17 protein-coding genes are annotated in these 19,823 nt (G+C 61.2%); 9 read left to right on the forward strand and 8 right to left on the reverse strand.

Annotated elements, in window-relative coordinates; translation table 11 throughout:
* Together BFP95_RS17365 and BFP95_RS17370 are read right to left on the reverse strand one after the other, a co-directional pair.
* Positions 1–653 (reverse strand): TPM domain-containing protein (locus BFP95_RS17365; RefSeq protein ID WP_065910481.1); only part of this gene is annotated, 653 nt, incomplete at its 3' end.
* Between the two features lie 18 nt (positions 654–671).
* Positions 672–1,283 (reverse strand): LemA family protein, encoded by a 612-nt coding sequence (locus BFP95_RS17370; RefSeq protein ID WP_049709565.1) that lies wholly within the window; start codon positions 1,281–1,283, stop codon positions 672–674.
* Between the two features lie 244 nt (positions 1,284–1,527).
* On the opposite strand from BFP95_RS17370, the gene bglX reads away from it, so the two are divergent.
* Positions 1,528–3,819, forward strand: coding sequence for a beta-glucosidase BglX (bglX, locus tag BFP95_RS17375; RefSeq protein WP_065872043.1), 2,292 nt, complete (start codon positions 1,528–1,530; stop codon positions 3,817–3,819).
* A gap of 295 nt (positions 3,820–4,114) precedes the next feature.
* Here bglX and BFP95_RS17380 read toward each other — a convergent pair whose 3' ends face one another.
* The 4 genes from BFP95_RS17380 to BFP95_RS17395 form a co-directional block, all read right to left on the reverse strand.
* Complete coding sequence (locus tag BFP95_RS17380) at positions 4,115–5,272, reverse strand: phospholipase D-like domain-containing protein (RefSeq protein WP_065910482.1); 1,158 nt, start codon at positions 5,270–5,272, stop codon at positions 4,115–4,117.
* Between the two features lies 1 nt (position 5,273).
* Entirely contained in the window at positions 5,274–5,864 is a 591-nt protein-coding gene (locus BFP95_RS17385; protein WP_065910483.1) for a YceI family protein, read from the reverse strand.
* Positions 5,865–5,948: 84 nt separating this feature from the next.
* A complete protein-coding gene (locus BFP95_RS17390; protein ID WP_065872046.1) occupies positions 5,949–6,263 on the reverse strand; it encodes an amidase in 315 nt (104 codons plus the stop codon).
* Positions 6,260–7,333 carry a serine hydrolase domain-containing protein gene (locus BFP95_RS17395; RefSeq protein ID WP_065890072.1) on the reverse strand — a complete coding sequence of 358 codons (1,074 nt, stop codon included), beginning with the start codon at positions 7,331–7,333 and terminating at the stop codon, positions 6,260–6,262. The genes BFP95_RS17390 and BFP95_RS17395 overlap by 4 nt, the downstream gene beginning before the upstream one ends.
* Positions 7,334–7,518: 185 nt before the next feature.
* Here BFP95_RS17395 and olsB point away from each other — a divergent pair, with 185 nt between their 5' ends.
* Together olsB and BFP95_RS17405 are read left to right on the forward strand one after the other, a co-directional pair.
* The gene (olsB, locus tag BFP95_RS17400) at positions 7,519–8,274 is read left to right on the forward strand and encodes an L-ornithine N(alpha)-acyltransferase (protein ID WP_049709576.1); all 756 of its coding nucleotides are present in this window, start codon (positions 7,519–7,521) and stop codon (positions 8,272–8,274) included.
* Positions 8,274–9,065 carry a lysophospholipid acyltransferase family protein gene (locus tag BFP95_RS17405; protein ID WP_065872048.1) on the forward strand — a complete coding sequence of 264 codons (792 nt, stop codon included), beginning with the start codon at positions 8,274–8,276 and terminating at the stop codon, positions 9,063–9,065. Before olsB ends, BFP95_RS17405 begins: the two co-directional genes overlap by 1 nt.
* Before the next feature lie 107 nt (positions 9,066–9,172).
* Here BFP95_RS17405 and BFP95_RS17410 read toward each other — a convergent pair whose 3' ends face one another.
* Complete coding sequence (locus tag BFP95_RS17410) at positions 9,173–9,757, reverse strand: acyl carrier protein phosphodiesterase (protein ID WP_065872049.1); 585 nt, start codon at positions 9,755–9,757, stop codon at positions 9,173–9,175.
* A gap of 154 nt (positions 9,758–9,911) precedes the next feature.
* Between BFP95_RS17410 and BFP95_RS17415 the strand changes: the two genes are divergently transcribed.
* The 3 genes from BFP95_RS17415 to BFP95_RS17425 are packed head-to-tail and all read left to right on the forward strand — an operon-like array spanning position 9,912 to position 12,503.
* The gene (locus BFP95_RS17415; protein ID WP_065872050.1) at positions 9,912–10,238 is read left to right on the forward strand and encodes an ArsR/SmtB family transcription factor; all 327 of its coding nucleotides are present in this window, start codon (positions 9,912–9,914) and stop codon (positions 10,236–10,238) included.
* A 13-nt stretch (positions 10,239–10,251) separates the two neighbouring features.
* Positions 10,252–11,418: an MFS transporter gene (locus tag BFP95_RS17420; protein ID WP_065872051.1), complete on the forward strand. Its 1,167-nt coding sequence runs from the start codon at positions 10,252–10,254 to the stop codon at positions 11,416–11,418.
* A gap of 29 nt (positions 11,419–11,447) precedes the next feature.
* The gene (locus tag BFP95_RS17425; protein ID WP_065910484.1) at positions 11,448–12,503 is read left to right on the forward strand and encodes an alkene reductase; all 1,056 of its coding nucleotides are present in this window, start codon (positions 11,448–11,450) and stop codon (positions 12,501–12,503) included.
* A 364-nt stretch (positions 12,504–12,867) separates the two neighbouring features.
* Here the strand turns inward: BFP95_RS17425 and BFP95_RS17430 are convergent, their stop codons facing one another.
* Positions 12,868–13,500 carry a TetR family transcriptional regulator gene (locus tag BFP95_RS17430; protein WP_010212311.1) on the reverse strand — a complete coding sequence of 211 codons (633 nt, stop codon included), beginning with the start codon at positions 13,498–13,500 and terminating at the stop codon, positions 12,868–12,870.
* A 286-nt stretch (positions 13,501–13,786) separates the two neighbouring features.
* Here BFP95_RS17430 and BFP95_RS17435 point away from each other — a divergent pair, with 286 nt between their 5' ends.
* Genes BFP95_RS17435 through adeC form a run of 3 tightly spaced genes read left to right on the forward strand, consistent with a single transcriptional unit; the run spans position 13,787 to position 19,554 of the window.
* Positions 13,787–14,935 carry an efflux RND transporter periplasmic adaptor subunit gene (locus BFP95_RS17435; RefSeq protein WP_065873252.1) on the forward strand — a complete coding sequence of 383 codons (1,149 nt, stop codon included), beginning with the start codon at positions 13,787–13,789 and terminating at the stop codon, positions 14,933–14,935.
* Between the two features lie 3 nt (positions 14,936–14,938).
* On the forward strand, positions 14,939–18,100 hold the full coding sequence (locus BFP95_RS17440; protein WP_065873253.1) for an efflux RND transporter permease subunit: 3,162 nt from the start codon (positions 14,939–14,941) through the stop codon (positions 18,098–18,100).
* The gene (gene adeC, locus BFP95_RS17445) at positions 18,097–19,554 is read left to right on the forward strand and encodes an AdeC/AdeK/OprM family multidrug efflux complex outer membrane factor (RefSeq protein WP_065873254.1); all 1,458 of its coding nucleotides are present in this window, start codon (positions 18,097–18,099) and stop codon (positions 19,552–19,554) included. The genes BFP95_RS17440 and adeC overlap by 4 nt, the downstream gene beginning before the upstream one ends.
* Positions 19,555–19,823: the final 269 nt, after the last annotated feature.

The following is a 19,823-nucleotide window of genomic DNA, read 5'->3' on the forward strand; positions in this document are numbered from 1 at the left end:
CCACCGCCGCGCCCGCTGCTGCTGAGAATCGCCAGCAGGATTGCACCGACTGGCAGCCCCATCCGGTTGCACAGCCACAACACGCCGATCAGCAGGACAAACAGGCCGATGGAAAGCCCGGGATTATCCTTGGCAAAGTTGCCATCCGCCACATGGGCTGGCACGGCCAAGGGTTCACCGCCCACCACTTGCACCATCGCGGCCACGCCATCGCTGATGCCTTTGCTGTAATTGCCGGCCTTGAACGCCGGTGCAATCACCTGATTGATGATCACCCACGACTGCGCATCGGTGAGCACGCCTTCCAGGCCGTAGCCGACTTCGATACGCAATTTGCGCTCATCACGGGCGACGATCAACAGCGCGCCGTTATCCTTGCCCTTCTGGCCGATGCCCCACTGGCGAGCCAACTGATAACCGAAGTCCTCAATCGGTACGCCCTGCAAGTCAGGCACGGTGACCACTACGATCTGGTCACCGGACGTCTGTTCCAGCGCCTGCAACTGCTGTGTCAGCTGCTGGCGCGTGGCTGCGTCGATCATCTGGGCGTTATCCACCACCCGCCCGGTCAGCGCCGGGAAGGTCAGCGCTGCCTGGGCCACGCCCACGCAGGCCAACAGCCACAGCGCCAGGCCTATCCGTAATAAACGCATCGACACCTCAATGCAGCTTTATTTGAACTTCACTTGCGGCGCTTTATCGGCATCGGCACTGGTGGCCTCAAACGTGGCGCGGACCGGCAAGTCGCTGTACATCACGCTGTGCCACAGACGGCCAGGGAAAGTGCGAATCTCGGTGTTGTAGGCCTGTACGGCCTGGATAAAGTCGCGGCGGGCCACGGCGATACGGTTTTCGGTGCCTTCAAGCTGCGATTGCAGGGCCAGGAAATTCTGGTTGGCCTTCAGGTCCGGGTAGCGCTCGGACACCACCATCAAACGGCTGAGTGCGCCACTCAAGCCATCCTGGGCTTGCTGGAACTGCTTGAGTTTTTCCGGATTGTCGAGGGTGCTGGCATCCACCTGGATCGACGTGGCCTTGGCCCGCGCTTCAATCACGGCGGTGAGCGTGTCTTGCTCATGGGCGGCGTAGCCCTTGACCACTTCCACCAGGTTGGGAATCAGGTCGGCGCGGCGTTGGTACTGGTTCTGCACCTGGCCCCAGGCGGCCTTGGCCTGTTCGTCCAGGGTCGGGATGTTGTTGATGCCGCAACCGCTCAGCACGCTGCTGATCAATAGCAAAACCGCGGCTTTCAAGCCCCAGCGGTAACCTTGTGCTGCTTGCATGGTGTTTCTCCTGCCCAATCTTGATGGAATGTTACGACTAACCCTATACACCACGCGCTTGGGGCATAATCCGCCACCACTGGAATGCATCGAGCCAATCAGCTACAAAGATGCCCAGCGCGAACAAGAGTTCAGAGTGTGCTGCATTTATCTGAACAACACCCGAACAACAATAGACGCTCCCCACATTTTGGCCGATCAGCATTCACCCCAATGCTGTGCAGTGAGCCGAAAAAGGATATTCATGAAAAAGCTGTGTTTGCTCGGCCTTGTTGCCACTCTGGCCAGTCACCCCGTATGGGCAGAAACAAAGCCTGCTGCGCTTAAAGACAAGGACGCGTTTGTCAGCGACCTGCTCAAGCAGATGACCCTGGACGAAAAGATCGGCCAATTGCGCCTGATCAGCATCGGCCCCGAGATGCCCCGCGAGCTGATCCGCAAGGAAATCGCCGCCGGCCGTATCGGTGGCACCTTCAACTCCATCACCCGCCCGGAAAACCGTCCGATGCAGGACGCGGCCATGCGCAGCCGGCTGAAGATCCCGATGTTCTTCGCCTACGACGTGATCCACGGCCACCGCACGATCTTCCCGATCAGCCTGGCCCTGGCATCCAGCTGGGACATGGAGGCCATCAGCCGCTCCGGGCGCGTCGCTGCCCAGGAAGCCGCCGCCGACAGCCTCGACATCACTTTTGCGCCGATGGTCGACATCTCCCGCGACCCGCGCTGGGGCCGTACGTCCGAAGGCTTTGGTGAAGACACGTATCTGGTCTCGCGCATCGCCGAAGTGATGGTCAAGGCGTTCCAGGGCGTGAGCCCCGCGAATGCCGACAGCATCATGGCCAGCGTCAAGCATTTCGCCCTGTATGGCGCGGTGGAAGGCGGTCGCGACTACAACGTGGTCGACATGAGCCCGGTCAAGATGTACCAGGACTACCTGCCGCCGTACCACGCGGCGATCAAGGCCGGCTCCGGCGGCGTGATGGTGGCGCTGAACTCGATCAACGGCGTGCCTGCCACCGCCAACACCTGGCTGATGAATGACCTGCTGCGCCGGGACTGGGGCTTCAAGGGCGTGGCCGTGAGCGACCATGGCGCGATCTTCGAGCTGATCAAGCACGGCGTGGCCAAAGACGGGCGCGAAGCCGCCAAGCTGGCGATCAAGGCCGGCATCGACATGAGCATGAACGACTCGTTGTATGCCAAAGAATTGCCGGGGCTGCTCAAGTCCGGCGAGATCGAACAGAGCGACATCGATAACGCCGTGCGCGAAGTGCTCGGTGCCAAATACGACATGGGCCTGTTCAAGGACCCGTACCTGCGCATCGGCAAGGCCGAGGATGACCCGGCCGACACCTACGCCGAAAGCCGCCTGCACCGTGCCGACGCACGCGACATCGCACGCCGCAGCCTGGTGTTGCTGAAAAACCAGAACAACACCCTGCCGCTGAAAAAATCCGCGACCATCGCCCTGGTCGGCCCGCTGGCCAAGGCGCCTATTGACATGATGGGCAGTTGGGCCGCCGCCGGACGGCCTGCGCAATCGGTGACGCTGCTCGACGGTTTAAACGCGGTGATCGGCGAAAAAGGCAAGATCATCTATGCCCGTGGCGCCAACATCACCAACGACAAGGCCGTGGTCGACTACCTGAACTTCCTCAACTTCGATGCGCCGGAAGTGGTGGATGACACCCGCCCTGCCCAAGTGATGATCGACGAGGCCGTAAAGGCCGCCAAGGATGCCGATGTGGTGGTGGCTGCCGTGGGTGAATCCCGTGGCATGTCGCACGAATCCTCGAGCCGCACCGACCTGAACATCCCGCAAAGCCAGCGCGACCTGATCAAGGCCTTGAAAGCCACCGGCAAGCCGCTGGTACTGGTGCTGATGAACGGCCGCCCGCTGTCGATTGTTGAAGAGAACCAACAGGCCGACGCGATCCTGGAAACCTGGTTCGCCGGCACCGAAGGCGGTAACGCCATTGCCGACGTGCTGTTTGGTGACTACAACCCGTCGGGCAAGCTGCCGATCACGTTCCCACGCTCGGTAGGGCAGATTCCGACGTACTACAACCACCTGACCGTCGGCCGACCGTTCACCCCAGGCAAACCGGGCAACTACACCTCGCAGTACTTCGATGACACCACCGGGCCCCTGTTCCCGTTTGGCTATGGCCTGAGCTACACCACGTTCAACCTGTCGGACATGGCGCTGTCGTCCACTACGCTGAACAAGACCGGCAAGCTCGACGCCAGTGTCACTGTGACCAACACCGGCAAGGTGGATGGCGAAACCGTGGTGCAGCTGTATATCCAGGATGTGGCCGGCTCGATGATCCGCCCGATCAAGGAGTTGAAAAACTTCCAGAAGGTCATGCTCAAGGCGGGTGAGGAGCGCACGCTGCACTTCACCATCACCGAGGAAGACCTGAAGTTCTACAACACCCAGCTCAAGTTCGCGGCGGAGCCGGGTGAGTTCAACGTGCAGATCGGGCTGGATTCCCAGGATGTGCAGCAGCAGACGTTCGAACTGCTCTGATCTAACGCTGTAAACGCAGTCAGTGTGGGAGCTGGCTTGCCTGCGATAGCGGTGGTGAATTCACTACCGCTATCGCAGCATAAGTATCTACATCTTCAAAGTGAAATTGCGTAGCAGCTGTCGAGCCCCGGCGAGGCTGCGTCAGCGGTGTGTCAGACAGCCCGCAAACGCAGCCTCGCCGGGGCTCGACAGCTGCTACGCAGAGGGCTCCCTCAAGATGTGTAGATACCTATGGCTATCGCAGCGGTTCGACGATTCGACAAGCTAGCTCCCACATTTGATCTCAGTGGTCTGGCTAGCCGCGTCGGTCCAGCAAGTTCACCACCAAGCGATCAATCCACCCCCACACCCGTTGTTTCACCCGCCGCCACAATGGCCGCGACTTCCACGCCTCCAGGCTCACTGCCTGGCTCTGGGCAAAATCGCGTTCGAAACTGCCCTTCACCGCCAGCGTCAGCTCGGGGTCCAACGCTTCCAGGTTGGCCTCCAGGTTGAAACGCAGGTTCCAGTGATCGAAGTTGCACGAGCCAATGCTGACCCAGTCATCCACCAGCACCATCTTCAGGTGCAAAAAGCACGGCTGGTATTCAAATATCTGCACGCCCGAGCGCAGCAATCGCGGGTAATACCGGTGCCCGGCGTAACGTACAGACGGGTGATCGGTGCGCGGGCCGGTGAGCAGTAAACGCACATCCACCCCGCGCCCGGCCGCACGGCGCAAAGCGCGACGAGCGCCCCAGGTTGGCAGAAAATAGGGCGTGGCCAGCCAGATGCGCTGGTGACTGTTATTCAGGGCACGGATCAGCGATTGCAAAATATCGCGATGCTGACGGGCGTCGGCGTAGGCCACGCGGCCCAGGCCCGGCCCAGTCGCCGGCACCTTGGGCAAACGCGGTAAACCAAAGTGGGTGGCGGGCTTCCATTCCCGGCGCGCCGCGTTAGCGTGCCATTGACGGTCGAACAGCGCCTGCCAGTCCAGCACCAGCGGGCCGCTGATTTGCACCATCACTTCATGCCAGTCGGCGGTGTCTTGGCCAGGGGTCCAGAATTCATCCGTCACCCCCGTTCCGCCGACCACCGCACTGCTCTGGTCGATCAGCAACAGCTTGCGGTGGTCGCGGTAAAAATTACGCATCCAGCGGCGCCAGCTCAGGCGATTGTAGAAACGCAGTTGTACACCGGCATCGGTCAGGCGTTTACGCAAGCCGAGGGTAAACGCCAGGCTGCCGTAATCATCAAACAGGCAACGCACCTGCACACCACGCTCGGCCGCCAGCACCAGCGCCTGTACCAGCGCTTCGGCGCAGGCTCCGGCCTCCACCAGATAGAGTTCAAGGTCCACTTGCCGCTCGGCACGGGCGATGCCCACCAGCATCTGCGGGAAGAATTGCGGGCCGTCGATCAGCAACTCGAACCGATTGGCGCTGCGCCATGGAAACACCGCGCCGCTCATGTCAGCGCGCCGTAAAGATCAGCACCGCACCCACCGGTACCGACAAACTGATCGACGCAAGCCCCGCCGCCTTGCGCAACGCCGCCACACCCGGCGCCAGATCGAAATCTTCGGCGTGCAGCACCACCGGTTCCAGGGTCACTACTTGGAAACGTCGGTCGTCCAAGCGCGTGGCCAGCAATTCGGCGCTGTAGGTCTGGGTTTTGCCATGCAGGGTCACGGACAGCGGCAGGCGCAATTCCAACTGTGCTCCGGGCGCGAGGTCATTGATGGGTTGCAGATTGATCTGTGCGCTGATCAACGCTTCGGGGAAGGTCTTGATCTCGAACAACTGGTTGCGCATGCGCTCATCGCGCAGGGGAATGCCGCTGTTGACCGACTCCATTTCCACTTCCAGCTGGGCCGCACCTTTGCTGTCGACCTTGCCGTGCAACACCAGGAAGCGATGGACTTCGGCAATCTCGGTGTTTTTGGTGGTAACGAACGATAGGCGCGAGGATTCGTTATCCAGGTACCAGTCGGCGTGGGCAGGCACAGCGACGGTGGCCAGGAGGGCGAAGGCCAGGGGGTTGAATAGAGAAGCGTTGAACATAAAGACTCGCGGGGGAAAAACCTGAACGAACCTTAAGCGCAATCTCATGAACGGCGCAAATCCAATGTGGGGACGTTTGGGGCGTCAGGGCGTCAGGCGGCAGCCCTGGCGGTCGCCCAACCACCGCGCACTGTGGGTACGCCCCAACCCACTCGCCGTCACTTCACTGCGCGCCGGGTTGTCGCTGAATGCGCTGGTCGGCACGTATTGCTTCACATACCCGCGGCAATACTCGGCCGGGTTGTTCGCCACATACCGACACGAGCAATACTCCTTGGCGGTGTACGCCGCGATGATGTCGGGGAAGGCTTGCAGGTTGACGCGCTCGTGCCAGATCCACCCCAGCAGGGCGAGAAGCAGCAGGAGAAACAGGCTGGTAAACGGACGACGGCGGATCATGGTTGCACCGCCGCGAGCACGCGTTTGAGCAGTTCGTTGTGGCGGTAGCTGCCGTCGCGGTCGTCGCCATAGCGCACGATCACCAGGCGTTCGTCGGGCATCACATACAGCGCCTGGCCCCAATGGCCGAGGGCGGCAAAGGTGTCGGCGGGGGCGTCGGGCCAGGGCCGTGGGGCGCCTTGATTGAGCCACCAATGGCCGCCGGGGACGGCTTCGTCCTGGCCGGCTTTGTATTTATCGAACGGCTGGCGATTGAAGGTCACCCAATCCTTTGGCAGCAACTGTTGATCCCCCCAACGACCATCCCGCGCCATCAGCAGGCCGACGCGCGCCAGGTCGCGGGCGGTGAGGTAGGCGTAGGACGAGGCGACAAAGGTTTCATCGGCGTCGGTTTCCCACGTGGCACTGCGGATACCCAAGGGCTTGAACAGGGCATCCCAGGGGTAACTCATATAAGCCTTGAGGCCGAGCATGCCTTTGAGAGCGGCGGACAAGATGTTGGTGTCGCCGCTGGAGTAACGAAAGGCCTGGCCGGGTGCGCTGGCCGCCTCCGTGTCCGCGGCAAAGTCAGCCATATCGGCGCGGCCACGGGTGTAGAGCATCGCCACCACTGAAGATTTCAGTGGCGCGTATTCGTAGTCTTCCTGCCAGTCCAGGCCCGAGGCCCAGTGCAGCAAATCGGCCATGGTCACGGTTGGGTGTTGCTTCATCGGCGGGTAGAAGCGCGCGACCGGGTCGGTCAATTTAAAGCGGTTATCGCCATAGGCCACGCCCAGCACGGTGGCCATCAGGCTTTTACTGATGGACCAGGTGAGGTGCGGCGTGCTGGGGGTGGTGGGTGCGGCGTAGCGTTCGTAGATAACCTCGCCGTCGCGGATCACCAGCAACGCGTCGGTGCGAATGCCTTGGCGGGTGGTGTCGTCTCGCGCAGGGAAAGCGTAAGCATCCAAAGCGTCGACGGCAGGACCTGCGAGCGGTGTGCCCTTGGCCCATTCTTTATCGGGCCAGGTTTCAGCGTGGGCAGTCACGGTGACGAGCAGCAAGGCAACGCACAACAAGCCTCTAACCATGGACGCAAACTCAAGGGGGCATTCAAGCCCGCGAGCCTAGCCGAGGGTGATGACAGATTTGCGACAGGGAGGGCTGTCATCCAACCGTCACCGTAACTTCATGGAGATGACACCGAGCCTACATAGCCTGACTTTGGACAACAAAGTCGACCGGCCGAAACGTGGCCGGCACTCGGAGACTCGCCATGACTCAGATCGCCCGCATCAGCGACACCGGCAATGAACGCCGTCTGCAAGCCGAACGCCTGATCGGCGCACAGGCTTTGCAGGAAGCCCAGGCCTTGCGGTTCAACGTGTTCAGCGGCGAGTTCAACGCCAAGCTGAAAGGCGCGGAACTGGGCCTGGACATGGATGACTATGATGTTCACTGCAGCCATATCGGTGTGCGGGATTTGAACAGCGGTCGATTGGTCGCCACCACCCGTTTGCTCGACCACCAGGCCGCCAGCACCCTGGGCCGGTTCTACAGCGAAGAAGAATTCAGCCTGCACGGTTTGCTGCACTTGCAGGGCCCTATCCTAGAAATCGGCCGCACCTGCGTCGACCCCGCCTACCGCAACGGCGGCACGATTGCCGTGTTGTGGGGCGAGTTGGCCGAAGTGTTGAATCAAGGCGGCTACAGCTACCTGATGGGGTGCGCAAGCATTCCGATGCACGACGGCGGCATCCAGGCCCACGCGATCATGCAGCGTCTGCGCGAACGCTACCTGTGCAACGAACACCTGCGTGCCGAACCGAAGAAACCACTGCCGGCACTGGACCTGCCGTCCAACGTAATCGCCGAGATGCCACCGCTGCTCAAGGCCTATATGCGCCTGGGTGCGAAGATCTGCGGCGAGCCGTGCTGGGATGAAGATTTCCAAGTGGCCGACGTGTTCATCCTGCTCAAGCGCGATGAGCTATGCCCGCGTTACGCCCGCCACTTCAAGGCAGCCATGTGATGAGCCGCCTGCGGATCTACGGGCGCATTGCCCGCGTGCTGGTGGTGGTGGCGCTGGGCTTGAGCATGGCCAGCGTGTTTGGCCTGTTTGAGCGTTTGGGCGTGGCCAACTCGATGGTGCGCCGCCAGCGTTGGTCGCGGTTCTTCATGGCGCGCCTGACCAATGCCCTGCCCTTTCGCGTGACGGTGCACGGCGAGTTGCCGACGCAGCCCATGCTGTGGGTGAGCAATCACGTGTCCTGGACCGATATTCCACTGCTGGGCGCTGTGGCGCCGATGTCGTTCCTGTCCAAGGCCGAAGTGCGCACCTGGCCGGTGGCCGGCTGGTTGGCGGCTAAAGCAGGCAGCCTGTTTATCCGCAGGGGTTCGGGTGACAGTCAGTTGATCCGCAAGCAGATGACCCGTCACTTGGAACAACAGCACCCGCTGCTGATGTTCCCGGAAGGCACCACCACCGACGGCCGCAGCCTGCGCACGTTCCACGGGCGCTTGCTGGCCAGTGCGATCGATGCGGATGTGTCGCTGCAACCGGTGGCGATCCGTTATTTGCGCGACGGCCAAGTGGACCCGCTGGCACCGTTTATTGGCGATGATGATTTGCTGTCGCACCTGATGCGTCTGTTTGGCAATGACCAAGGTGATGTGGAGATTCATGTGCTCAAGCCGATTGCCTGTGCCGGGCAGGAGCGCGCGGCGCTGGCGTATCAGGCGCAGCAGGCGGTGCAGAAGGCGTTGTTTGGGCCGTTGCCGGAAGCAGAACAGATCGCGGTTCGGCCGGCATTCGCGGCATAAAGCGGGCACGGTCAAAATGTGGGAGCTGGCTTGCCTGCGATAGCGGTGGGTCAGCAACACAGGTATCAACTGGCAGACTGCAATCGCAGGCAAGCCAGCTCCCACCTTTAAACCCCAGTGGTCAGGTGGTTGCGTGCAAAGGCCTGCAGCTCTGGATAGAACACCCGGAAGTCTTCACTCAAAGGCTCATACAACACCCGCAACTCCTGCATCGCAAACCCCAACGCCTCCGGCTGTGTCAGCCGCCGCGAGATCCCGCGCAACACCTGCTCCATCACCGCAAACTCGCGGTAAGAACCCAACCAATCATCCGCCGCCATATACGGCGCAATCTGCGCCAGCCGCCCTGGCAACTGCGGCTCGGCCGCCAGCACGCGGTACACCTGCGACGTGAAGCGCTCCAGCGGTTGGTCGGCATACAACGCCCAATCCCGCGCCAGGCAGTGGTCGAAAAACACATCGAGGACGATCCCGGCATAGCGCCTGCGGGTCAGGCTGAAGCGTGACAACGCCTCCCCCACCAACGGGTGGCTGTCGGTAAAACGGTCAATCGAGCGGTGCAGCTGGATCGCCGATTCGATTTGCGGGCTGAACTGCCCCTGCAGGCGGCCTTTGACAAAGTCGCCATACAGGCTGCCCAGCAATTGCGCAGGAAGTTGGCCGCCCAGGTGCAGATGTGCGAGATAATTCATGGCGCGCAGTCTATCACTGCCGTCAACGTATCGTTATAACCCGATATACCGATTGAGCCTAGACTCAGATCAAAATCATATTGGTATATCGGGATATAGCGATTTAAAGTTCGCCTCATCGCGATATAACGCTGTAAAAAACCGAGCACCTGCCATGTCCATCGACCTCGACGAAATAATAAAAGCCCTGGCGCACCCAGTACGACGAGACATCCTCACTTGGCTGAAAGACCCGAAAGTGCAGTTCCCCGAGCAACTGCACAACCACGAGTACGGCATCTGCGCCGGGCAGATCGACCAGCGCTGCGGCTTGTCCCAGTCGACCGTGTCGGCCCACCTCGCCACCTTGCAACGCGCAGGGCTGATCAGCAGCCAGAAGGCCGGCCAGTGGCACTTTTTCAAACGCAACGAGGACACCATCCAGGCCTTCCTCGCGGCGCTCATCACTGAACTCAGCGCTGACGAAAACGCAGCGCTGTAACAAGGAAACGATAATGCCCCTCTCGCTACTCATACTGGCACTCAGCGCCTTCGCCATCGGCACCACCGAGTTCGTCATCATGGGCTTGCTGCCCGATGTAGCGGCGGACCTGGGTGTGTCGATTCCCGGCGCCGGCTGGCTGGTCACCGGCTACGCCCTGGGCGTGGCCATCGGTGCACCTTTCATGGCACTGGCCACCGCCAAGCTGCCACGCAAGGCCGCCCTGGTAGCGTTGATGGGTATCTTCATTATCGGCAACCTGCTCTGCGCCCTGGCCAGTGACTACAACGTGCTGATGTTTGCCCGCGTCGTCACGGCGCTGTGCCACGGTGCTTTCTTTGGGATTGGTTCAGTGGTAGCGGCCAACCTGGTGCCGGCTAACAAGCGTGCTTCGGCCGTAGCCTTGATGTTCACCGGTTTGACCCTGGCCAACGTGCTCGGCGTACCCCTGGGTACCGCGCTGGGCCAGGAAGCCGGCTGGCGCTCGACGTTCTGGGCGGTGACGGTGATTGGTGTGGTGGCGTTGATTGGCCTGATCCGCTTCCTGCCCGCCAAGCGTGATGAAGAGAAACTCGACATGCGCGCCGAACTGGCCGCGCTCAAAGGCGCCGGCATCTGGCTGTCGCTGAGCATGACTGCGCTGTTCGCCGCGTCCATGTTCACCCTCTTCACCTACGTTGCGCCGCTGCTCGGCGATGTCACCGGCGTGTCGCCCAAGGGCGTGACCTGGACCCTGCTGCTGATCGGCCTGGGCCTCACCGTGGGCAATATCATTGGCGGCAAGCTGGCGGATAAACGCCTGGCGGCCACCCTGATCGGCGTGTTCATCAGTATGGCGGTGGTTTCCACCGCGCTGACCTGGACCAGCGTCGCCATCATCCCGACTGAAATCACCTTGTTCCTGTGGGCCACCGCCTCGTTCGCCGCCGTGCCTGCGTTGCAGATCAACGTGGTGACCTTCGGCAAGGCCGCGCCGAACCTGGTGTCCACCCTGAACATCGGCGCCTTCAACATCGGCAACGCGCTGGGTGCCTGGGTTGGCGGCAGTGTGATAGCCCACGGTTTCGGCTTGACCAGTGTGCCGTTAGCCGCAGCGGCCCTGGCGATCCTCGCGCTGGTGGTGACCCTGATTACTTTCCGTCAGAGCGGCGATGCCGGCCTGGCCCCTGCGACCAACTGATCCACTTCAAAGACAAAGGTATTTTCCCGATGACGACTATTTTCGATCCGATCAAACTGGGCGACCTGGAACTGTCGAACCGCATCATCATGGCGCCGCTGACCCGCTGCCGTGCAGACGCCGGTCGCGTACCCAACGCGCTGATGGCCGAGTACTACGTGCAACGCGCTGCCGCCGGGTTGATCCTCAGCGAAGCCACCTCCGTGACGCCCCTGGGCGTGGGCTACCCGGACACCCCGGGCATCTGGTCCAACGACCAGGTGCGCGGCTGGGCCAACGTAACCAAGGCGATTCACGGCGCGGGCGGTAAGATCTTCCTGCAACTGTGGCACGTGGGCCGTATTTCCCACGAGTCGTACTTGAACGGCGAAACCCCGGTGGCACCGAGCGCGATCCAGCCTAAAGGCCACGTCAGCCTGGTGCGCCCACTGGCCGACTACCCGACCCCTCGCGCGCTGGAAACCGCTGAAATCGCCGACATCGTCGACGCCTACCGCACAGGGGCCGAGAACGCCAAGGCCGCCGGTTTTGACGGCGTGGAAATCCACGGTGCCAACGGCTACCTGCTCGACCAGTTCCTGCAGAGCAGCACTAATAAGCGCACCGACCAGTACGGCGGCTCCCTAGAAAACCGTGCACGCCTGCTGCTGGAAGTGACTGACGCGGCCATCGAAGTCTGGGGCGCCGGCCGTGTGGGTGTGCACTTGGCACCCCGCGCCGACTCCCACGACATGGGCGACGACAACCTGGCGGAGACCTTCACCTACGTCGCCAGCGAACTGGGCAAGCGTGGCATCGCCTTCATCTGCTCGCGTGAAAAGGAAGGCCCTGACAGCCTCGGCCCACACCTCAAAAAGGCCTTTGGCGGCGTCTACATCGCCAACGAACGCTTCACCAAGGACAGCGCCAATGCCTGGCTGGCTGAAGGCAAGGCGGATGCGGTGGCCTGGGGCGTGCCGTTTATTGCCAACCCGGACTTGCCAGCGCGGTTGAAGGCGGATGCTCCGCTGAATGATCCACGCCCGGACACCTTCTACAGCAAGGGCCCGGTCGGTTATATCGACTACCCGACGCTGGCGCTCTGAGGTAACGAGCTGAAATGAAAAAGCCCCGGTTCGCAGGAACCGGGGCTTTTTTACACATATCTTGAATGCATCAGCTGACCCATGTGGGAGCGGGCTTGCTCGCGAATGCAGCGTGTCAGTCACTGAATAATTGACTGAACCACCGCTTTCGCGAGCAAGCCCGCTCCCACATTTTTGAACGCGTGCCCCCAGGAAAACATTGCTTCACAGAATCGCAACAAAATCGCTACAAAATACTTAGCCGGCTACCTATCAACCACCCGCCAGCCCGTATATAAAGTCACCCCACCAATCAGGCAGAAGGACGATTGACCATCCTTACGCTTTACTGTTGACACAACCTGATGCAATTACGCACTTTGTCTCAATTGCGCAGGCTGGGGCTCCAGCGCAGCATGTCCAGCCCTGCGTCCACCCAGCGCTCGGCTTCCTGATGGAGCTGGAAGCTGTCGGGGACCAGCAGCCACTGGCCGATCAGCCCGTTGATGTAGGCGTGGATACACACCGCGCCACGGGTGGTGTCGAGGTTTTCCGGAAGTTGCCCGCGATGGACCGCGTTACGCAATGTCAGGCCGATGCGCAGGTTGCATTCCAGGCTGTGGGTCTGGCGCTGGCGGCGCATGTCGCACATTTCATCGGTGAATTCGCACTTATGGAACAAGATCTCGTTGATGCGCCGGGTTTTCGGGTCCAGGGCCACTTGATGGAACAAATGAATCAGCAGCTTGCGCATGCAGCCCAGCGGGTCGAGTTCGTCCTCGCTTTCACTGGCCCTGGCCAATTCGTCCAGCGGCTCATGCAGCGTATCGAGCAGCGCCTGCAGCAAATCGGATTTGTTGCTGAAATGCCAGTAGATAGCCCCCCGCGTCACACCGGCCAGCGCGGCGATGTCCGCCAGCGTAGTGCGCGCAACGCCGCGCTCATAGAAGGCTTGCTCGGCGGCTTGGAGGATCTGGCTGCGCGTTTCCTGAGCTTCCTCTTTAGTGCGACGAACCATGGCAGTAAAACCTCAATCAGGACACTTGAGACTATCGTTAACGCAGAATTAATAGCCGGTAACGATCATCTGAATATTTGTGGGACGACACCATCATGGGTGCCGAACGTAATGGAATCGAGGCTTTGGGTGTTGCTTTGTCAACAATCCGCAAAGCCTGTCAAGAGTTTACAAACAACCATGAACGTAAGTATATTGCGTAGCAAGCTACTTATCCACTCACCGTTTGTTTTTCACCCTTCCACACTGCTTGTGCGCACTCTGCGCGCCTGACCCGAGGATCTTCATGCAACTTAAGCCAGCTGTTACCGCTCTGGTCACTGCCGTCGCCCTGGCATCGCTGCTCAGCGGATGTAAAAAGGAAGAGGCGGCTCCGCCCGCTCAAATCCCTCAGGTCGGCGTGGTCACCCTTCAACCGCAAGCCTTCACCCTGACGACCGAGCTGCCAGGCCGCACCACCGCCTACCGCATCGCGGAAGTTCGCCCGCAGGTCAACGGCATCATTCTCAAGCGCCTGTTCAAGGAAGGCGCGGACGTGAAGGAAGGGCAACAGCTCTACCAGATCGACCCATCGGTGTATGAAGCCACTCTGAAAAGCGCGCAAGCCACGCTGACCCAGACCAAATCCATCACCGACCGTTACAAGCAGTTGGTCGATGAGCAAGCCGTGAGCCGTCAGGAATACGACACCGCCGTCGCCAATCGCATGACTGCGGAAGCAAACGTTCAAACCGCGCAGATCAACGTGCGCTACACCAAGGTGTACGCGCCGATCGCCGGCCGTATCGGCCGTTCTTCGGTCACCGAAGGCGCACTGGTCAGCAACGGCCAAGCCGACTCCATGGCCGTCATCCAGCAACTTGACCCGATCTACGTCGACGTCACGCAGTCTTCGGCCGAAATGCTGAAACTGCGCCGCGACCTGGAAAGCGGCCAGCTGGAAAAAGCCGGCGCCAATGCCGCCAAGGTCAAGCTGACCCTGGAAGACGGCAGCGACTACGGCCAGGACGGCAAGCTGGAGTTCTCCGAAGTGTCGGTTGACCAGACCACCGGTTCCGTGACCCTGCGCGCCGTGTTCCCCAACCCTGACCACACCCTGCTGCCGGGCATGTTTGTACACGCCCAGTTGCAAGCCGGCGTGAACAGCAAGGCGATCCTGGCTCCGCAGCAAGGCGTAACACGCGACCTCAAAGGCATCCCGACGGCCCTGGTCGTCAATGCCGACAACAAGGTCGAGCAGCGCGTCCTGGTTGCCAACCGCACCGCCGGCGCCTACTGGCTGGTGGAAAAAGGCTTGAACGCCGGTGACCGTGTGATCACCGAAGGCTTGCAATACGTCAAGCCGGGCGCCGAGGTCAAGGTCAAGGAGGCGGATAACGCCAAGCCTGCCGGAACGGTTGCTGCTCCTGCTGCCACTACGGGCAAAGGGGAGTAATCCATGTCGAAATTTTTTATCGACCGTCCCATTTTCGCCTGGGTAATTGCCCTGGTGATCATGCTGGTCGGGGCACTGTCGATCCTGAAGTTGCCCATCAACCAATACCCGGCCATCGCGCCAACCGCCATCGACATCCAGGTGACCTACCCAGGCGCGTCCGCACAAACCGTGCAGGACACCGTAGTACAGGTGATCGAGCAACAGCTCAACGGTATCGACAACCTGCGTTATGTCGCCTCGGACAGTAACTCCGACGGCAGCATGACCATCACCGCGACGTTCAACCAGGGTACCAACCCGGACATCGCCCAGGTTCAGGTGCAGAACAAGCTGAACCTGGCGACCCCACTGCTGCCGCAAGAAGTGCAGCAGCAGGGTATCCGCGTGACCAAGTCGGTGAAGAACTTCCTGATGGTGATTGGTCTGGTGTCGGAAGACGGCAGCATGACCAAGGACGACCTGTCCAACTACATCGTGTCCAACATCCAGGACCCAATCTCGCGGACCGCGGGTGTCGGTGACTTCCAGGTGTTCGGTTCGCAGTACGCCATGCGTATCTGGCTGGACCCGGCCAAGCTGAACAACTTCCAGTTGACCCCGGTCGACGTCAGCACGGCCATCTCCGCACAGAACGTCCAGGTCGCCACCGGTCAGTTGGGCGGCCTGCCTGCCCTGCCCGGCAACCAGCTGAACGCAACCATCATCGGCAAGACCCGTCTGCAGACGGCCGAGCAATTCGGCAACATCCTGATGAAGGTGAATGCCGACGGTTCCCAGGTTCGCCTGCATGACGTTGCCCGTATCGAACTGGGTGGCCAGAACTACAGCATCAGCGCGCAGTTCAACGGCAACCCGGCTTCCGGTATGGCGATCAAACTGGCTTCCGGCGCCAACGCCCTGGACACCGCCAAGGCTATCCGCGCCACCGTGGCGTCCCTGGAGCCGTTCTTCCCGCCAGGCATGAAGGCGGTGGTGCCGTATGACACCACGCCTGTAGTGACCGAATCGATCTCCGGTGTGGTGCACACCCTGGTCGAAGCGATCGTGCTGGTGTTCCTGGTGATGTTCCTGTTCCTGCAGAACTTCCGCGCCACCATCATCACCACCATGACGGTGCCGGTGGTATTGCTGGGTACCTTCGGGATCCTCGCGGCGTTCGGCTTCACCATCAACACCCTGACCATGTTCGGCATGATCCTGGCCATCGGCTTGCTGGTGGACGATGCCATCGTGGTGGTGGAAAACGTTGAGCGGGTAATGGCCGAGGAACACCTGTCGCCGAAAGAAGCGACGGTCAAGTCCATGGGCCAGATCCAGGGCGCCCTGGTGGGTATTGCCCTGGTACTGTCGGCGGTACTGTTGCCGATGGCCTTCTTTGGCGGCTCCACCGGTGTGATCTACAAACAGTTCTCCATCACCATCGTTTCGGCCATGGCGCTGTCGGTACTGGTTGCCCTGATCTTCACCCCGGCCTTGTGCGCCACCATGCTCAAGCCGATCGACCCTGAAAAACACGGCCAACCCAAGCGCGGTTTCTTCGGCTGGTTCAACCGCACCTTCGACCGTGGCGTACTGAGCTACGAGCGCGGCGTGGGCAACATGATCAAGCATAAGATCCCGGCGTTCCTGGTGTACGCACTGATCTTCGCCGGCATGATCTGGCTGTTCATGCGCATCCCTGCCGCGTTCCTGCCCGATGAGGACCAGGGCGTGATCTTTGCCCAGGTGCAGACGCCTGTGGGCTCTTCGGCTGAACGTACGCAGAAAGTCATCGATGACATGCGTAGCTACCTGCTCAATGACAAGGAAGGCGAGCCTGGCGAAGGCAAAGGCGTGAAATCGGTGTTTACCGTAAACGGCTTCAACTTCGCCGGTCGTGGCCAGAGTTCGGGCCTGGCCTTCGTGATGCTCAAGCCGTGGGATGAACGTGATGCGTCCACCTCCGTGTTTGAAATCGCCAAGCGCGCCCAGGGTTACTTCATGCAGACCTTCCAGGACGCCATGGTATTCGCCATTGTGCCGCCGTCTGTTCTGGAGCTGGGTAACGCCACCGGTTTCGACGTGTTCCTGCAAGACCAGGGCGGTGTCGGCCATGAGAAGTTGATGGCGGCCCGTAACCAGTTCCTGGGCATGGCTGCCCAGAGCAAGATCCTCGCGGGTGTGCGCCCCAACGGCGTGAACGATGAGCCGCAGTATGAGCTCACCGTCGACGACGAGAAGGCCAGCGCCCAGGGCATCACGCTGTCGAACATCAATCAGACCCTGGCAATTGCCTTGGGTGGCAGCTACGTCAACGACTTCATCGACCGTGGTCGGGTGAAGAAAGTCTACGTGCAAGGTGAAGCCGCCAGCCGCATGTCGCCTGAAGACCTGAACAAATGGTACGTGCGCAGCGACTCCGGGAAGATGGTGCCGCTGTCGGCCATCGCCTCGGGCAAGTGGATCTACGGCTCGCCGAAGCTCTCGCGCTATAACGGTGTGGCGGCGATGGAAATCCTCGGTACCCCGGCACCGGGCTACAGCACCGGTGACGCCATGACGGAAGTCGAACGCATCGCCAAGCAATTGCCGGCGGGTATCGGCTACGCCTGGACGGGCTTGTCGTACGAAGAACGCTTGTCCGGCTCCCAGGCGCCTGCGCTGTACGCGTTGTCGCTGCTCGTGGTGTTCCTGTGCCTGGCGGCACTGTACGAAAGCTGGTCGATCCCGATTGCGGTGGTACTCGTCGTGCCGCTGGGCGTGGTGGGTGCGTTGATCGCCACCAGCATGCGCGGGTTGTCCAACGACGTGTTCTTCCAGGTGGGCCTGTTGGTGACGGTGGGCCTGGCGGCGAAAAACGCCATCTTGATCGTGGAGTTCGCCAAAGAGCTGCACGAACAGGGCAAAGGCATCGTCGAGGCGGCCATCGAGGCGTCCCGTATGCGTCTGCGTCCGATCATCATGACCTCCATGGCGTTCATCCTCGGCGTACTGCCGCTGGCGATCTCCTCAGGCGCAGGTTCAGGCAGCCAGCACGCGATCGGCACCGGTGTAATTGGCGGTATGATCACGGCCACAGTGTTGGCGATCTTCTGGGTACCGTTGTTCTTTGCAACCGTGTCCGCCATCGGCGACCGTAAACCGAAAGAAACCAAGCAAACCCCTAAAGAGGCTGGCCAATGAGCAAGTCGCTACTTTCCCTAGCCGTCACGGCATTCGTGCTCAGTGGCTGCTCGCTGATACCTGACTATCAGCGCCCCGAAGCGCCGGTGGCCGCACAGTTCCCGCAGGGGCCGGCGTATTCGTCGGCCCAGGCACCGAGCCAGGCCGCTGCCGAACAGGGCTGGAAGCAGTTTTTCCATGACCCTGCCCTGCAACAGTTGATCCAGACCGCGCTGGTGAACAACCGTGACCTGCGCGTTGCGGCCCTGAACATCGACGCCTACGCGGCGCAGTACCGCATCCAGCGTGCCGACCTGTTCCCGGCCGTGTCGGCCAATGGCAGCGGCAGCCGCCAGCGTGTCCCGGCCCGTGCCTCGCAGACCGGCGAAGCGAACATCACCAGCCAATACTCGGCCACCCTCGGGATCAGCTCTTATGAGCTGGACCTGTTCGGTCGCGTACGCAGCCTGAGTGAAGAAGCGCTGCAGAAGTACTTCGCCACTGAAGAAGCCCGCCGCAGCACCCAGATCAGCCTGGTGGCCAGCGTGGCCAATGCCTACCTGACCTGGCAGGCCGACAAGGAACTGCTCAAGCTGACCCAGGACACCCTGGGCGCGTTCGAGCAGAGCTTCAAGCTCACCTCGCGCAGCAACGAAGTCGGCGTGGCCTCGGCCCTCGACCTGAGCCAGGCACGCACCTCGGTGGAAAACGCCCGCGTGCAGCTGGCCCGGTATACGCGCCAGGTCGCCCAGGACGAAAACAACCTGACCCTACTGCTGGGCACCGGCCTGCCGGCGAATATCGCCAGCAAGCCGCTGTCGGATGACCTGCTCAGCGAAGTGCCGGCCGGGTTACCCTCGGACCTGCTGCAACGTCGCCCAGACATCCTGCAGGCCGAGTACAACCTCAAGGCGGCCAACGCCAATATCGGCGCGGCCCGTGCAGCGTTCTTCCCGAGCATCAGCCTGACGGCCAACGCCGGCACCCTGAGCCCAGACCTCGGCGGCCTATTCAAAGGCGGCTCGGGCACCTGGTCGTTCGCCCCGCAGATCAACATCCCGATCTTCAACGCCGGCAGCCTTCGCGCCAGCCTGGACTACTCGAAGATCCAGAAAGAAATCAACGTAGCGAACTACGAGAAGGCGATCCAGACCGGCTTCCAGGAAGTGTCCGACGGCCTCGCCGCGCGTGAGACCTACAAACAGCAACTGGAGGCCCAGCGGGGCTTCGTCGCGGCCAACCAGGATTACTACCGCCTGGCCGAGCGTCGCTATCGCATTGGTGTCGACAGCAACCTGACCTTCCTCGACGCCCAGCGCCAACTGTTCAGTGCCCAGCAGTCGCTGATCACCGACCGCCTGGCGCAGTTGAACAGCGAGGTCAACCTGTACAAGGCCCTCGGCGGTGGCTGGAACGAGCAAACCGCGAAGAACGAGCCGTTGAAAGAAGAAGCACCGGCACTGAAGTTGTTCTGATGCTGGCGTAAACAAAAAACCGCTTCCCTCATCGGAAGCGTTTTTTTTATGCCGCCTTTTGTAGTGAGCGGGCTTGCCCCGCGCTGGGTTGCGCAGCAATCCAATAGGGCCACACAGATAAGTCAGATTGATTTGAGGCGCCTGGGTTAGGGCCGCTGCGCAGCCCAGCGCGGGGCAAGCCCGCTCACTACATGGCGCGAACGCCCGCTGCCTTGCTTTTCGCCCAACCTTTCAGGATAAAATTGGTCACAGATTCTTACAGACCACAG

Source organism: Pseudomonas sp. 58 R 12 (genome assembly GCF_900005865.1).
Classification (GTDB): domain Bacteria; phylum Pseudomonadota; class Gammaproteobacteria; order Pseudomonadales; family Pseudomonadaceae; genus Aquipseudomonas; species Aquipseudomonas tritici.